The 14,428-nt window shown below is 58.1% G+C and carries 12 protein-coding genes; 2 read left to right on the forward strand and 10 right to left on the reverse strand.

All coding sequences use genetic code 11. The features are described 5' to 3' along the window. Positions 1 to 9: 9 nt before the first annotated feature. Genes accD through CZ203_RS11110 form a run of 8 tightly spaced genes read right to left on the reverse strand, consistent with a single transcriptional unit; the run spans position 10 to position 7,128 of the window. A complete protein-coding gene (accD, locus tag CZ203_RS11075) occupies positions 10 to 882 on the reverse strand; it encodes an acetyl-CoA carboxylase, carboxyltransferase subunit beta (protein WP_143436195.1) in 873 nt (290 codons plus the stop codon). A gap of 28 nt (positions 883 to 910) precedes the next feature. After that, a complete protein-coding gene (accC, locus tag CZ203_RS11080) occupies positions 911 to 2,254 on the reverse strand; it encodes an acetyl-CoA carboxylase biotin carboxylase subunit (RefSeq protein WP_087066159.1) in 1,344 nt (447 codons plus the stop codon). Positions 2,255 to 2,268: 14 nt separating this feature from the next. Next, positions 2,269 to 2,694, reverse strand: a complete 426-nt coding sequence (gene fabZ / locus CZ203_RS11085) for a 3-hydroxyacyl-ACP dehydratase FabZ (RefSeq protein ID WP_087066160.1) — start codon at positions 2,692 to 2,694, stop codon at positions 2,269 to 2,271. A 13-nt stretch (positions 2,695 to 2,707) separates the two neighbouring features. Next, positions 2,708 to 3,160 carry an acetyl-CoA carboxylase biotin carboxyl carrier protein gene (gene accB / locus CZ203_RS11090; RefSeq protein ID WP_087066161.1) on the reverse strand — a complete coding sequence of 151 codons (453 nt, stop codon included), beginning with the start codon at positions 3,158 to 3,160 and terminating at the stop codon, positions 2,708 to 2,710. A 1-nt stretch (position 3,161) separates the two neighbouring features. Beyond that, complete coding sequence (fabF, locus tag CZ203_RS11095) at positions 3,162 to 4,397, reverse strand: beta-ketoacyl-ACP synthase II (RefSeq protein ID WP_087066162.1); 1,236 nt, start codon at positions 4,395 to 4,397, stop codon at positions 3,162 to 3,164. 15 nt (positions 4,398 to 4,412) lie between these two features. Continuing rightward, positions 4,413 to 5,144, reverse strand: a complete 732-nt coding sequence (gene fabG / locus CZ203_RS11100) for a 3-oxoacyl-[acyl-carrier-protein] reductase (RefSeq protein ID WP_200809474.1) — start codon at positions 5,142 to 5,144, stop codon at positions 4,413 to 4,415. Between the two features lie 14 nt (positions 5,145 to 5,158). Beyond that, positions 5,159 to 6,106 (reverse strand): enoyl-[acyl-carrier-protein] reductase FabK, encoded by a 948-nt coding sequence (fabK, locus tag CZ203_RS11105; RefSeq protein ID WP_087066164.1) that lies wholly within the window; start codon positions 6,104 to 6,106, stop codon positions 5,159 to 5,161. A gap of 23 nt (positions 6,107 to 6,129) precedes the next feature. Beyond that, positions 6,130 to 7,128 carry a beta-ketoacyl-ACP synthase III gene (locus CZ203_RS11110; RefSeq protein ID WP_235847509.1) on the reverse strand — a complete coding sequence of 333 codons (999 nt, stop codon included), beginning with the start codon at positions 7,126 to 7,128 and terminating at the stop codon, positions 6,130 to 6,132. Positions 7,129 to 7,336: 208 nt separating this feature from the next. On the opposite strand from CZ203_RS11110, the gene fabD reads away from it, so the two are divergent. Continuing rightward, complete coding sequence (fabD, locus tag CZ203_RS11115; protein ID WP_087066166.1) at positions 7,337 to 8,251, forward strand: ACP S-malonyltransferase; 915 nt, start codon at positions 7,337 to 7,339, stop codon at positions 8,249 to 8,251. Between the two features lie 142 nt (positions 8,252 to 8,393). Further along, positions 8,394 to 10,112 carry a DEAD/DEAH box helicase gene (locus CZ203_RS11120; protein WP_087066167.1) on the forward strand — a complete coding sequence of 573 codons (1,719 nt, stop codon included), beginning with the start codon at positions 8,394 to 8,396 and terminating at the stop codon, positions 10,110 to 10,112. A gap of 72 nt (positions 10,113 to 10,184) precedes the next feature. On the opposite strand, the gene CZ203_RS11125 is transcribed toward CZ203_RS11120, so the two are convergent. After that, positions 10,185 to 14,030, reverse strand: a complete 3,846-nt coding sequence (locus tag CZ203_RS11125; protein WP_087066168.1) for a M56 family metallopeptidase — start codon at positions 14,028 to 14,030, stop codon at positions 10,185 to 10,187. 2 nt (positions 14,031 to 14,032) lie between these two features. Beyond that, complete coding sequence (locus CZ203_RS11130) at positions 14,033 to 14,410, reverse strand: BlaI/MecI/CopY family transcriptional regulator (protein WP_143436196.1); 378 nt, start codon at positions 14,408 to 14,410, stop codon at positions 14,033 to 14,035. Positions 14,411 to 14,428: the final 18 nt, after the last annotated feature.

The following is a 14,428-nucleotide window of genomic DNA, read 5'->3' on the forward strand; positions in this document are numbered from 1 at the left end:
CAGTAGTGCTCACGCCTTCTTCACCTGCCTTTTGGGTTTCTTCGGGGTCTGGTGCAGCCGGAGCAGTTCCTCGAGCGTGCGCTTCATCTGATTCCTCGGAACTATCTTATCACAAAAACCGTGGCTCTGCAAGAACTCTGCGGACTGAAAATCCTCAGGAAGCGTTTCGCCGATGGTGCCTTCGATGACACGGCGGCCTGCAAAGCCGATCGTGGCGTGCGGTTCCGCGAGGATGATATCGCCCAGGCTTGCAAAACTCGCCGTTACGCCGCCTGTAGTCGGGTCAGTCAATACCGTGATATACAGCCCGCCGGCTTGCGAATGCTTGGCAACCGCCGCCGATACCTTTGCCATTTGCAGCAGGGAGAAAATGCCTTCATGCATACGCGCACCACCGGAAGCCGTAAATACTACGGCCGGAAGATGTTCCGCCGCCGCATATTCAAAAAGCCGCGTCAGTTTTTCACCGACGACGCTGCCCATGGACGCCATCAAAAAATGGCTGTCCATGACGCCAATACAGGTTTTGATCCCACCGATGGTGCATACGCCTGTGACAACGGCCTCGCGCATCCGGGTTTTTTCCTGCAGCGTGCGGATCTTATCCTCATACCCCTCGAAATTCAAGGGGTTTGCCGTCTCCAAGTTCCCCCAAAGTTCCTGGAAGCTGTCCTTGTCCACGGTCAGCTTAATACGCGTGCGGGCAAAGAGGCGCCCATACAGGCCGCAGGACGGGCATACATAGAGGTTGCGGCCATAATTGTTGGCCTGCAGGACGGTACCGCAGCGTTTGCAGGTAATATCCGGCTTTGGGGCGCTCACGGTGTATTTCTTCATCTGCATGGAGCTGTCCCGGGTCTTTTTAAATAAGTCGATCAGCAATGGTCTCCCTCCTCCGGGCCTGAATCAGTTAATCGAAATCGCCGTTTGCAATCGAATTGGTGTTAAAGTTCCCGTTCACAAAAGCAGACGACTGTAAAATTTTCATTTGATAATCGGTACTGGTCGTAACGCCTTCAAAAAGCAGTTCGGCCAGCGCCCGGCGCATCCGCGCAATTGCCTGCTCACGGGTCCGCCCCTGCACGATCAGCTTGCCGATCATGCTGTCGTAATACGGCGGGATCATGTATCCCTGATATGCGGCCGTATCCATGCGGACGCCGCAGCCGCCGGGCAGATGCATCGATACAATCCTGCCAGGGCACGGTGCGAAATCACGGGCGGGGTCTTCCGCGCAAATGCGGCATTCAATCGCGTGGCCATGCAGGAAAAGCTGCTCCTGCGTAAAGGACAGCGGTTCGCCGGAGGCGATCCGGAGCTGCTCGCAAACGATATCGCGGCCGGTTACCACCTCGGTAACCGGATGCTCCACCTGGATGCGCGTGTTCATTTCGCAAAAGTAGAAATTCTTGTTACCGTCCACCAGGAATTCGATTGTGCCGGCATTTCGGTAGCCTACGCGCTTTGCAAGGCCGACCGCTGCCGCGCCCATACGGCGGCGGAGGTCGTTATCCACAAAAGAGGACGGCGCCTCCTCCAGCACCTTCTGATGCCTGCGCTGGATCGAGCATTCACGCTCAAAAAGATGTACAACGTTCCCATGGTGGTCGCCCAGGATCTGCACCTCGATGTGGCGCGGGTTTTCGATATACCGCTCCATATAGATGCGCCCGTCGCCAAAATTGGCAACCGCTTCGCTGGAAGCGGTATCATATGCCGCCTTCAGTTCGGAAGGCTCCCGCGCGATGCGGATGCCTTTGCCGCCGCCGCCGGAAGCGGCCTTCAGCATCAGTGGGAACCCAATGCGCGCAGCTTCCCGCTCCGCTTCTGCATAATCCTCGACCGCGCCGTCCGTGCCGAGGGCGACGGGGACGCCGGCCGCAATGGCCTGGCGCTTCGCCTCAGCCTTATCCCCAAGCAAACGGATCGTATCCGGGTCTGGGCCGATAAATACAAGGCCGTTTTGCTGAACGAGCGAAGCAAACTCCGCATTTTCGGAAAGGAACCCATAACCGGGATGGATCGCCTGTGCCCCGGACGCAACCGCAGCGCTGATGATGTTTTGCATATTCAGGTAGCTGTCCTTCGCCTGGGCGGGGCCGATGCAAACAGCCTCATCCGCAATTTGCGCGTGGAGCGCCTCGCGATCCGCTTCCGAGTAAACCGCAACGCTGATAATATCCAGATCGCGGCATGCCTGGATAATACGGACCGCGATTTCCCCGCGGTTCGCAATTAAAACCTTATGAAACATTCGTTTGACCTGCCTCAGTCCATGATGACGGCGCATTTAATTTCTGCTTCCGCCGCTCTCTTATCGCCAACCCAGACGATGCCCTCGGCTACTGCCATGGGCCCGCGGCGCTTGACGAAATTGATCTCCATACGCAACGTATCGCCCGGGACGGCCATCGCCCGGAACTTCGCCTTATCGATACCGGTATAAACGGCGGTCTTGCCCTTAAACTCCGGCATTGAGAGCAGCGCTACCGCGCCGACCTGTGCCAGCGCCTCCAGACGGAATACCGCCGGCATAATCGGGTTGCCCGGGAAATGCCCCTGGAAAAAGAATTCATCGCCAGTCAGGTGCAGCGTCCCTACTGCGCCGGTTTCCGTAAGCTCCGTAATTTCATCCACGAGCAGCATCGGCGGACGGTGCGGGATGATCTCCATGATCTGTTCTTTATTCAGCATATCCGGATCCCCCTCACTCAATGACGCAAATCAGCTGCTTAAACTCGACCATATCGCCGTTTTGCGCATATATACGGTTTACCGTACCGTCGCACGGCGCGGAAATCTCATTCATGGTCTTCATCGCTTCAATAATGCACAGGGTGTCGCCCTTCTGCACCTTCTGGCCGACTTCGACAAAAGGCGGCTCCTCCGGCGAGGGGGAAGAATAAAAGATGCCTACCAGCGGCGCTTCCACGCGCGTGCCCTGCGGGATATCATCGGCCGGCGCGGCCTGCGCTTCTGCTGCAGCCGGTGCGGCAGCGGCAACCGGCGCCGCCGGGGACGCCTGTACGACAACCGGCTCCCCCTGTGTCTTGATGCGGACACAGAAGTCTTCTGTCTCAAGTTCAAACTCCGCTACCTTACGCGCGCAAGCCGCCTCCATCAGTTCCAAGGCAAGCTCTTTGAGTTCCTTATTGTCCATTTTATTCATACCTCTTCAGCAGGACTGTGGCATTGTGGCCGCCAAATCCCAAGGAATTGCTGATCGCCACCTTAACGTCGGCCTGAACCGCGTGGTTCGGGCAAACATCCAGGTCACAATCCTCGTCCGGCTCGACAAAGTTGATCGTCGGCGGGATAATGCCGTCGCAAATCGCCATTGCACAGGCAATCGCTTCCGCAGCGCCTGCTGCGCCCAGCATATGGCCGGTCATCGATTTCGTGGAAGAGACCTTGACCGACTTCAGCGCGTCGCCAAACGCCTTTTTGATTGCAATGGTTTCGTACTTCTCATTGATCGGCGTGCTCGTGCCGTGCGCGTTGATATAATCAACATCCGCCGGCGTCAGGCCCGCGTCCGCGATTGCAAGCTGCATTGCGCGGCATGCGCCCTCCCCTTCCGGGTCCGGGCTTGTGATGTGATACGCGTCCGAAGTTGCGCCATAGCCCGCGATCTCGCAAATAATGTGCGCGCCGCGTGCTTTCGCATGGCTCAGGCTTTCCAGGATGAGCGCGCCAGCGCCTTCGCCCATGACAAAGCCGCTGCGGCGCTTGTCAAACGGGATAGAGGCCGCCTGCGGGTCGTCGCCGGTATAAAGCGCCTTCATGTTCTGGAAACCGGCCATGCCGATCGTGCAGATTGCCGCTTCCGTGCCGCCAGCCACAACAATATCCTGATACCCATGGCGGATCATGCGCATCGCTTCGCCGAGCGCATGCGTCGAAGTCGCGCACGCCGTAATCGGGCAAACGCTTTCGCCGCGGATGCCAAACTGCATCGAAATATGCGCCGCCGCCATATTGGCGATCATCTCCGGGATATACAGCGGGGATACGCGGCTCGGCCCCTTCTCATGCAGCCTTACGACTTCCGTCTCAACGATAGGAAGCCCGCCGCAGCCGGAACCAAAGATAATACCCGTACGCCAGGGGTCAAAAGAACCCGGCTCGCGCAGCCCGGCCTGCTCCAGAGCCTGCGCCGCCGCCGCGACCGCATAGTGGCAGAACGAGTCCATACGCTTGGCCTCGCGCTTGTCCATGTATTGGGTCGGGTCGAAATCCTTGATCTCCGCCGCGACCTTGACCTTGAATTCAGCGGTGTCAAAGTGCGTAATCGGCGCAACGCCACACTTGCCGGCCTTGAGCGCGTCCATATAGGTTTTCACGTCATTGCCAATCGGCGTTACCGCGCCCATGCCCGTAATGACTACTCTTTCCATATCTATCCTCCTGCTCTACACACCCATGCCGCCGTCGACGACGAGCACCTGTCCGGTAATATATGCGGCGGCATCCGATGCAAGGAATCCGACCGCATTGGCGATGTCTTCGGGTTTACCGGCGCGCTTCAGCGTTATCTGGGACAGCATTGCATTTTTGACATCCTCAGGCAGCACATCCGTCATGTCGCTCTCCACAAGGCCGGGCGCGATGGCATTGACGCGTACGCCGCGCGCGCCAAGTTCCTTGGCTGCGGATTTGGTCAAGCCGATGACCCCCGCTTTGGACGCGGCATAGTTGGCCTGGCCGGCGTTTCCCGTAATGCCCACGACGGACGCCATATTGATAATCGCACCTGCCTTTGCGCGCATCATCATTGCGCCGCACAGCGACGTCATATTAAAGGTGCCCTTGAGGTTGATCCGGATTACGTCGTCGAACTGTGCTTCCCCCATGCGCATGATCAACCCGTCCTTCGTAATGCCCGCGTTATTGACCAGGATCGTCGGCACGCCGAGGGATGCCTTGATCTCCTTGAGCGCCTGGTCGCAGGCGGCATGGTCGGATACGTCCCAGGCCATTGCGACCGCCTTTACGCCGTATTCCCGGCACTGTGCCGCAACTTCTTCCGCCTTTTCGATCCGGGACGCGCAGTTGAGCACAACATCATGCCCCTGCTCGGCAAGCTTGCGCGCGACTGCCGCGCCGATGCCGCGGGACGCGCCGGTAACTACTGCAATTCCCATCGTGTCCATCCTCCTTACGCAAAGCGTTTATATGCGTTTTTGAGCAGCTCTTCCGCCTGCGCCGTCATACCGCTGATGACATCCGCGCAGGGATGGAGCTCCTTGAGCATGCCCGCGATCTGGCCGGACATAAATGTGCCTTCCTCATAGTTGCCGTCCTGCACCGCCTTGCGCAGGGAACCTGCGGTCGCGGCCTCGATCTCTTCGAGCGAACGGTTGTCGACATGCTTTTCGAGCTCCAGGCACTTGCGCTGCAGCGGCGTCTTGAGGGCGCGCACCGGGTGCCCGCTCGGGCGACCGGTGACGACGGTGGCAATATCGCTGGCTTTCAGCACCAAGTCCTTGTACTTTTCGGAAATCTGGCACTCCGGCGTCGCCAGGAACACCGTGCCGCACTGCACGCCCTCGGCGCCCAGCATCAGCGCCGCGGCCATGCCGCGGCCATCCGCGATGCCGCCCGCTGCAATGACAGGGATGCTTACCGCGTCGACGACCTGAGGTACCAGGGGCATCGTGGTAAGCTCGCCGATATGGCCGCCGCCCTCCATGCCTTCTGCGATTACCGCGTCCGCGCCTGCGCGCTCCATGCGCTTTGCCAGCGCGACGGAAGCGACGACCGGCATGACCTTAATGCCCGCCTGCTTCCAGTTTTCCATATATTTGCCCGGATTACCCGCGCCGGTCGTCAGGACTTCAATTTTTTCATCAATGGCAAGCTGCGCCAGGTCATCCGCGTTGGGGGAAAGCAGCATAATATTCATGCCCAGCGGCTTGTCCGTAAGCGCGCGCGCCTTGCGGATTTCGTCGCGGATAAAATCGACCGGAGCCGCGCCGCCCGCAATAATGCCGAGGCCGCCCGCCGCCGATACGCTGGCCGCGAGATGGTGTTCCGCGATCCACGCCATGGCGCCCTGCACAACCGGGTATTTAATCCCTAAGAGTTCAGTGATTCTGGTTTTCATCTTTTCGTTCCTCCTGCTGACAATTACAGTCTAAGCACAAAAGCGCCATAAGTCAACCCGCCGCCGAAGCCGGTGCACACGATAACCTGCCCTTTTTTGAGCAGCCCCTTATCGTTCATCTCGTCCAGGCAGAGCGGGATACTGGCGGAAGAAGTGTTCCCGTACCTATCCATATTAACATAAATTTTCTCGTTAGGGATACCAAATTTTTGCGCAATGATCTGCAAAATGCGCAGATTTGCCTGATGCGGAACGACCCAGTCCACGTCGGCTGCCGTAAGCCCCGCGCGCTGCAACGCCATATCGATGGCATGCGGCACCGCAGAAGCGGTAAAACGGACGACCGCCGCGCCCTGCATTTTCAGGAAGCGGTTCTTTTCGGAAAACTTACGGTCACTGTGCAGTGGGTCTTCCTCTACGGGGAGCGCCTCCATATAGAGGTAGTCGGCGCCGGAACCGTCGGCCGCCATGAAGCTGGAAAGGATCCCGGACTGCTCGTTTTCATCTTCACAGGCACGGTAGACGGCCGCACCCGCCGCGTCGCCAAACAGGACGCAGGTCCCGCGGTCGGTATAATCGGTGATCCGGTGCAGCGTTTCCGCCGAGACCACGAGGATGGTTTTCGCTTTGCCCGCCTTGATATAGCAGTCCGCAATATCGGAGGCGTAGCAGAAACCGGTACAGCAGGCGTTGATGTCCACCGCGGCTGCTTTTTTCAGCCCAAGCGCCTCCTGGACATAGCCGGAAACCGTCGGGGAGTAGGTGTCCGGGGTGCATGTACTGAGGATCAGCATATCAATCTCTTCCGGCGGCACCTTTGCACTTTGGAGCGCCTTGCGGCCGGCCTCAACGCCCATTTGCCAGGTCGTCATGCCTGGGCCGATCCTCCGTTCACGGATCCCCGTGCGCTTTACAATCCATTCATCGTTGGTATCCACCAGTTCTTCCAGGATATCGTTCGTCAGAACAAAGTCCGGCACATAGCTCCCGGTTCCAATTAACAGGCTCCTAATCGTAGCCACGCTCCTCTCAAAATCCATCCAATATAGCAGATGAGGCAAATTCCAACATATTCTGTGCGGAATCTGCTTCATACGCAATAGTTTGATTGACAAAGTATTTACGATTTATTATAATAGATGCGAAAAGGCTTGTCAACTGTTTCCTACTGCGGTATGGGTTTCCGCGCCTTTTTTTGTGACTATTTTTTGATTAATAGGGGGTTTTCCAATGACTTTTGGATTTGCATTTTTCCCTGGGCAGGGCGCGCAGGCGCCTGGCATGGGCAAAACACTGTACGAGCAGTGTGCGGCGTCGAAGCAGGTTTTCGACTGCGCCAGCGACGTTTGCGGCATCGACGTTGCAAAGCTGTGCTTCGAATCGGCGCCGGAGGAGCTTTCCCGTACGGAAAATTCCCAGATCGCTATCTTCACCCATTCCCTGGCGGCTTTTGCTGCGCTCAAGGAACGTGGGGTGGATTTCGAAGCCTGCGCGGGCTTTTCACTCGGCGAATATACGGCGCTGGCTGCGTCCGGCATCGTGTCCACTGAGGACGGCGCGCGGATCGTACAGAAGCGCGGGCAGCTTATGCAGCGCGCTGCGGACGAGATCGACGGCGGCATGGCGGCCGTGCTCGGCCTGGAAGACGCTGTTGTAGAGCAGGCCTGCGCCGCCGTGGACGGCATCGTCATCCCGGTCAATTACAATTGCCCCGGCCAGCTCGTCATTGCAGGCGAACGCGCCGCGCTTAATGCCGCAGTAGAAAAGTGTAAGGAAGCCGGCGCGCGCCGCGCGGTCCCGCTCGCGGTAAGCGGCGCTTTCCATACCCCGCTTATGAAGGAAGCCGCCGAGGAACTGCGCGCCTTCGCGGAGGGCTTTACCTTTCACCAGCCCAGTATGCCGGTCTATTCCAACCTGGACGGCAAGCCGCTGGCCATCGACCGCCTGCCGGAGCATCTGGAGCGCCACATGGTTTCCCCCGTCCGTTGGAAGGCGCTGGTGGAAAACGGCATGGCCGCCGGCCTGCATACGGGCTGCGAAATCGGCCCTGGCAAAACACTGGCCGGATTTGCGCGCAAAATCTCTAAAGAACTCGCCGTCCGCACCGTTGAAACCATGGAAGATGTCATTTCTGTATCTGAATAAGCATTTACAATTGACATTTTACAGATAACGGCCTATAATATATTTTGCTTTATCTTTAGCAACTGACAAAGCGTGGGGATAGTAACTATCCCCACCTTTTTTCTGTTTTGACGATCCCGTACACTTTATTGGAGGAACCTTTTTGAGCAACATTACTTTTGACGATCTGCAGTTATCCGAAAGCGTGCTTCACGCCCTGAAAGACATGGGTTTTGAAGAACCCACAGAAATCCAGGCCAAGTCCATCCCCGCGATCCGCGAAGGCCGCGATATCATCGGCAAGAGCCACACCGGCACCGGCAAGACGGTTGCATTCGGCGTCCCGGCCGTCGAATGCGTGGAAGCCGGTATGGGCACACAGGTGCTGATCCTGTGCCCCACCCGTGAACTGGCCATGCAGGCCGAAGGCGAAATGCGCAAGCTTGCCCGCTACACGGACGGCGTCCGTACGGTGGCCGTTTACGGCGGCGAACCGATCCAGAACCAGATCCCCTTGCTGCGCCGCGGCGCATCGGTCGTAATCGGCACACCGGGCCGTATCATGGACCATATCGACCGCAAGACCCTGCGGCTTGAAAACCTGAAGATGCTCGTCCTGGACGAAGCGGACGAAATGCTGAACATGGGCTTCCGTGAGGACATTGAAACCATTCTTTCCCATGTGCCCGAACCGCGCCAGACCGTCCTGTTCTCCGCCACCATGCCGCCCGCAATCATGGAAATCACCGGGCAGTACCAAACCGACCCGCTCCTGATCGAGGCGGGCGACAATTCCGAGCGCACCATCGACACGGTAGAGCAATATTATTACGAAATCCCCATCGGCGCAAAGATGGACGCGCTTGCGATCCTGTTGCATACCCACCGCCCGAAGCTGTCTATCATCTTCTGCAACACCAAAAAGATGGTCGACGAGCTTGCGCGCTATTTAAATGAACACGGTTTTAACGCTTCCGCGCTGCACGGCGATATGAAGCAGGAAGCGCGCACCGCCGTCATGAACAGCTTCAAATCCGGCCGCACGCCGATTTTGATCGCGACCGATGTGGCCGCGCGCGGCATTGACGTGGACGACGTCGACGCGGTGTATAATTTTGATATCCCGCAGGACTATGAATATTATATCCACCGCATTGGCCGTACCGGCCGCGCAGGCCGTGAAGGCGTATCCTATACGCTGGCAGGCGGCCGCCGCCAGGTTTTCCAGGTGCGCGATATCGAGCGCTATACCAAAGCCAAAATCCAGCTCAAAGCCTTGCCGCGCGTACAGGATATCCGCGAGCGGCGCACCAACGAACTGCTGATGAATGTCCGCACCAAGCTGTGTGAAAAAACCGCAGCGATGCAGGGCGCGGATGGGGAAACCGCCCCCCTGCCCGTCCATCCGATGGTGGAAAAGCTACTGGACGAAGGCTTTGATGCCGCACAACTTTCCGGCGTCCTGCTCGACCTGCTTATGGATTATGAAATGAAGGACGTCCCCGTGATCGCTGTGCCGAAGCCGGTGCAGAAGGCGCCGCTCCAGCCCACGCCGGAAGGCATGGTGCGCCTGCGTTTCTCGGTTGGCCGGAACCAGCGTGTTGCACCCAACCAGCTTGTTGGTGCAATCACGGAAAAGGTCGATATCTCCGGCAAGCAGATCGGCAAGATTTATTGCTATGGCGACTACAGCCTGGTAGAACTGCCCTCCAAGTATAAGCAGGAAGTAATCCGCAGCTTGAATGGCGAAAAGATCAACGGCGTGCGCGCGGATGTACGCCTGTATGACAACCGCACGCCGGGTTCCTCCCGGCCGTCTTCCCCGCGCCGGGGCGGCGCGCCGACGCGCCGTATCCCCGTGACCAAGCGCCGAGGCTACTAATTGTAAGGTTAAAACAAACCGTGGCCGGCAGGGACATCCCTGCCGGCCACGGTTTTTCGTTATGCGTGCGTTTTATTGCCCAAGGCTTTGCCAGTGCTCGATCCATGTCCGCCCAGCGGAATACGGCTGCGTCTTGACAATCGCTTCGACTTCCTCCGGATCCTGCCGGTACCTGCGGTCAAGCTCTGCCAAAATCCCTTCCGCATATGCGCCGTCGGCAGAACGCAGCCAATGGAACAGGCGCGCGGTGTCTGCGGATTGATAGGCGCTTGTATCCCGTGGCGCGGGGTCGCCGCCGCTGTACCGTACATACTCCGGGGTGGAATAGCCGGTTACCGTCCCGTCGTCCGCAATCAAAACCTGATCCGGCTGTGCAAGCGTGGACGCCTTACCGGTTGCGTACGCCTTTAAGCAGTATCCCTCCCCATCCGGGAACGTGGGGATTGCAAGCGGCACGACGATGCGCTCCCATGCGGAAGGCACGACGGATGCGGAGCCTACCAGTACGGGGCTTGCGCCCTGTCCGCCCTCCTGTTCCAGATAGACGTCAATACGCGATACATTGCCGGAATAATGGATCACAGCGTTTTCCTGCGGCATAAGGTCGATGATACCGTCTGTTTCGGGGATCACCCTTGCGGGCAACCCGTTCAGGTCCTCGATATCAGTGATCTGTACTTCCGGCCACCCCAAGTCGCTATTCTGCGCGTTCCGTTTGCTATCGGAACCCCACAGGCCGCGGCCTGGGAGGTTCCAATAGACGGGCAGCCACACGTGCGCCGCCCCGCCGGGCGCATCCACATCACGCATCATCTGGAGGATCATAAGCTCGCCGTCTGCAAAGGTATAGTTTACCACAACGGCATTCGTGGTTTCCAAGGGGATCCCTTCCGGGTTATCCAGTACCGCCTTGCCGCCTTGCAGGTGCAAGAAATAAACGGCCGCTTTAGCAGGGTCACTATATCTATATTCGCTGCCCAGTTCCGCTTTTTGCCCAAGCGCTTGCAAATCGTCGGCGCTATACTGCGGGGGACCCAGCGGGTTATTATACAGGTTTAAAAACTCGTCGGCAGTATTGATCCAATAGCTACCGTATTCAGTCGCGTCTGTTACGACGAGCCTGCCGCCCTCCTCACCGAAGTGTAGCAATTCAGCGCGTCGGTATTCCATCGGGGTGGAATCCCACTCCGCATAAACGATGCGCGCGGTCATGTTCGCAGCCTCCGGCAGCACCGCCCAGCGCTCTGGCCACGGGCTGGAATAGCCAATCGTCCAAATTTGCTCGCCGGTCTCGGTTTTGCCCTGCTCCTGCAGGAAAGCCTCTTGCATTGCGTCCGACATGATATCATACCGCAGATGCCCGCTCCGCCGGGCAAAGCCCTGCGCCCACTGGTTGCAGAGGTGGACAATCTCCTGTGTGGTCTGCTTGGCTTCGGGACGGTCGGCCACCACTTCCCAGCCCCTTGGCAGCCAGAACGGGAAACCGTCTGGCTGGTACAGATAGATCACGACTTCGCCGCTGCCGTCGACAAACGAGCAAGAGACCTGCCACGCAGCATTTTTTTGCGCCGCCGCCTCTTTTGATAGCGCGGCATCCTCTGTCGTCACCGTATCCCCAAAGCCAAACAGTTTGACAACCGCTTCGGTGGGGTCAAGCAGGAAATCATGCGAATGGCTTTCCTGAAATGCCGCAAGGGTCTCCGCTCCATAGGTCGGCAGGGACAGCCCCGTGCCAAACAGCAACTGGAAGCGCTCCATACCGGTAAACGTACCGGTGTCTACCCCCACGTCTACGTCTTGCACATCCGTAATCACCGTGCGCCCTTTTTCCATGCCCGTCGTGATGTCCTGCACATACCCGCCGCCGTCCGACCGGTAATCATCCGAACCGCCGCCGTGCGCCAGGAACACGACCCGCTTGATATCGGGGGATTCCGTATCTATCACAACCCATTCCCGGAACGAAGGGCTTGAGCCGCCGACCTTCCAATACCATTCGCCGTCCTCGCCTTGTTCCCGTTTGTAATCCACCAGCGCTTTCCGGTTCTCTGTGGACAGGATCGGATAAAGGTACTGACCGCTTTTATACTCGATACCGCGCGCCCATTGCCGCGCCAGGTCGGTAGCCGTACGTGTGTTTTTGCCGTCCGGCAATGCCCAGTCCATAGGGATATAGGCCTGGTCATAGACGTTGACCATATCGATATTGAGGATGCCGCCATCCGCAAACTGGTAGGATACCGTCTTGCCCGCCAATTTATCTTCCGCATAATAATTGCGCGAATCCAGCACTTTGCCGCCGCTTAAATGCAGCATGGCCACCGCTGTTTCAAACGGGTCCATCGGGTCGAACTTTGCCATCCCCCGCATGTCTTCATTTTCGGCCAACGCATAAAGGTAGGAAGGGTCTGGCAGCCCCAGGTCGTTCCCATAGAGCTGCTCGAACCTGTCCACGCTGTCGACCAGCCCGCCATCTTCATAGGCCTCCGTCCCGTCAAATAGCATGTTGCTGCAATCGGTCACCTTGAGGGCGTCGCCTTCCCTGGCAAATGTCAGCCGTTCCGCCGTGCGCCAGTCGGGCGAACCGGAAATGTGCCAGTTGTAGACCAGCGTCGCCTGCATTTTCGCGGGGTCTACCGCCTGCACCGTATAGCCGTCCACCCACGGGCTGGAAACGCCGATATGCCAGAGGGCGCGTTCCTGATCCTCCCCTGCAAGGGTACCATCCGGATCAATTTCCCCGAGCATCGCCAACCGGTTTTGATAAAACTGCTCCGCCTTATCCTTGGCCAGCATATCATAGATAGGTTTGCCTGTGCGGTGGCGGAACGCGTCGCCCCATTCGTTTGCAAGCTCCGTCAGCTGCTGCTTTAAACCGTCGTCGCTTATCGCGCCGGCGTCCTGCCGGATGGCAAAAGAGCCGCCAACCACCGCCAATACCATCATAACTGCAAGTAAAAACGCGCCGCCCCGCTTTTTTGCGCGGCCGTCAAACAGGTTCTGTAATCGTTTCATAAGGCTCTCCTTATCCCCAGAAAAACGTGAAATCATCGCAGCCGGCCTGCGGCTGACCTGGTTGCTGACGCTGCGCAAGATCGTTTCCCCATACCGCTTCTTTTCCGCGAGGGACATGTCCACCGAAACCGCATGGTCGCAGGCAAGCTCGATGTCCTCCGACGCCGCGCGCAGCATCAAATACGCTGCCGGGTTAAACCAGTGCATGCATCGCGCCAGCAGCAGCACCGCTTTCAGCCATAGGTCGCGATGGTTATAGTGCGTCAGTTCGTGCCGGAAAATATATTCCGCGTCCTGCAACGTCATGTTTTCGTCCGGTACAAGCAGTTTTGCCCGTACAAAGCCCACCAGCATGGGGCATTCCGCGCCCGGCAGTACCAGCAGCGCAACCCGCCGCGCGATCTTTTTCCGCTCCTTCTCCCGCTCGAATACCTCCGCCAATTCCGTGCGGTAAACGCCGCGGGCATTTTGGCGGATGCAGTTCTGGAAACGGATGTATGCAAACACCTGTAAACACAGGGCAAGCAGCGCGCCGCACAGCCATATGCCCCCCAGGATTGCGCCGACAGAGAGCGTCTTTGCAGGGTTTGCCTGCGTTTCCGGACTGCTTGCCGCCTGCCGCGCTTCTGCGCGGGAGACCCACTGTACGGGCGGCGCTTCATCCGTTTCTTCTATGGCGGCTTCATATGTCATCCGATATGTATGCGGGGTGACGGTTACGGGCGCTTGCGGCAGCGTCAGTTGCACCGGCAAGACTAGCCGTATCCCAAGAAGCAGCCACATCAGGCACATGACCCGCGCCGGGTAACGCTTATGCAGCAATTGCCGCAACACCAAGAGGACGACGGCCACGGCTGCAACGGTAAGGCTGATTTGCAAGATGTTCAGAAAGAGATCTTCCATGGCTACCCCTCCCCCTGTGCATCCAAAAAGCTGCGCAAATCCTGTAAGTCCTCGTCTGTAACGGCGCCAGCATGCGCGAGGGAAACAACAAGGTCTTTTACCGAGCCGTTATAAAGCTGCTTCAGGAAATTTGCCCCCTCTTGCTGCAGGTATTGTTCCTTCTCTACAAGCGGGCGGTAAAAATTGACCTTTCCCCGCTTTTCGCAGGACAGGAAGCCTTTCTCTGTCAACCGTGACAAAAAAGTCAGTACGCTGGTCGCCTTCCAATCCTGCGCCGCCTGTTCCTGTACATAAGACGACGTAACCGAGCCGTCTGCCTGCCAAATGATTTGCATAACGGAGCATTCCGCATCTGGCAGCCGTTTTATTTTTTTCGTCATATCCGCCACCCCATATCC

Source organism: Intestinibacillus massiliensis, assembly GCF_900155735.1.
GTDB classification, from domain to species: Bacteria; Bacillota; Clostridia; order Oscillospirales; family Butyricicoccaceae; genus Intestinibacillus; species Intestinibacillus massiliensis.

What these genes read in the sequence shown, in the direction of transcription:
- CZ203_RS11130 (WP_143436196.1), bottom strand. Translation starts at nt 14,410, where the DNA reads ATGACGAAAAAAATAAAACGGCTGCCAGATGCGGAATGCTCCGTTATG.
- fabZ (WP_087066160.1), bottom strand. Translation starts at nt 2,694, where the DNA reads ATGCTGAATAAAGAACAGATCATGGAGATCATCCCGCACCGTCCGCCG.
- accC (WP_087066159.1), bottom strand. Translation starts at nt 2,254, where the DNA reads ATGTTTCATAAGGTTTTAATTGCGAACCGCGGGGAAATCGCGGTCCGT.
- fabF (WP_087066162.1), bottom strand. Translation starts at nt 4,397, where the DNA reads ATGGAAAGAGTAGTCATTACGGGCATGGGCGCGGTAACGCCGATTGGC.
- fabD (WP_087066166.1), top strand. Translation starts at nt 7,337, where the DNA reads ATGACTTTTGGATTTGCATTTTTCCCTGGGCAGGGCGCGCAGGCGCCT.
- accB (WP_087066161.1), bottom strand. Translation starts at nt 3,160, where the DNA reads ATGGACAATAAGGAACTCAAAGAGCTTGCCTTGGAACTGATGGAGGCG.
- fabK (WP_087066164.1), bottom strand. Translation starts at nt 6,106, where the DNA reads ATGAAAACCAGAATCACTGAACTCTTAGGGATTAAATACCCGGTTGTG.
- CZ203_RS11125 (WP_087066168.1), bottom strand. Translation starts at nt 14,030, where the DNA reads ATGGAAGATCTCTTTCTGAACATCTTGCAAATCAGCCTTACCGTTGCA.
- fabG (WP_200809474.1), bottom strand. Translation starts at nt 5,144, where the DNA reads ATGGGAATTGCAGTAGTTACCGGCGCGTCCCGCGGCATCGGCGCGGCA.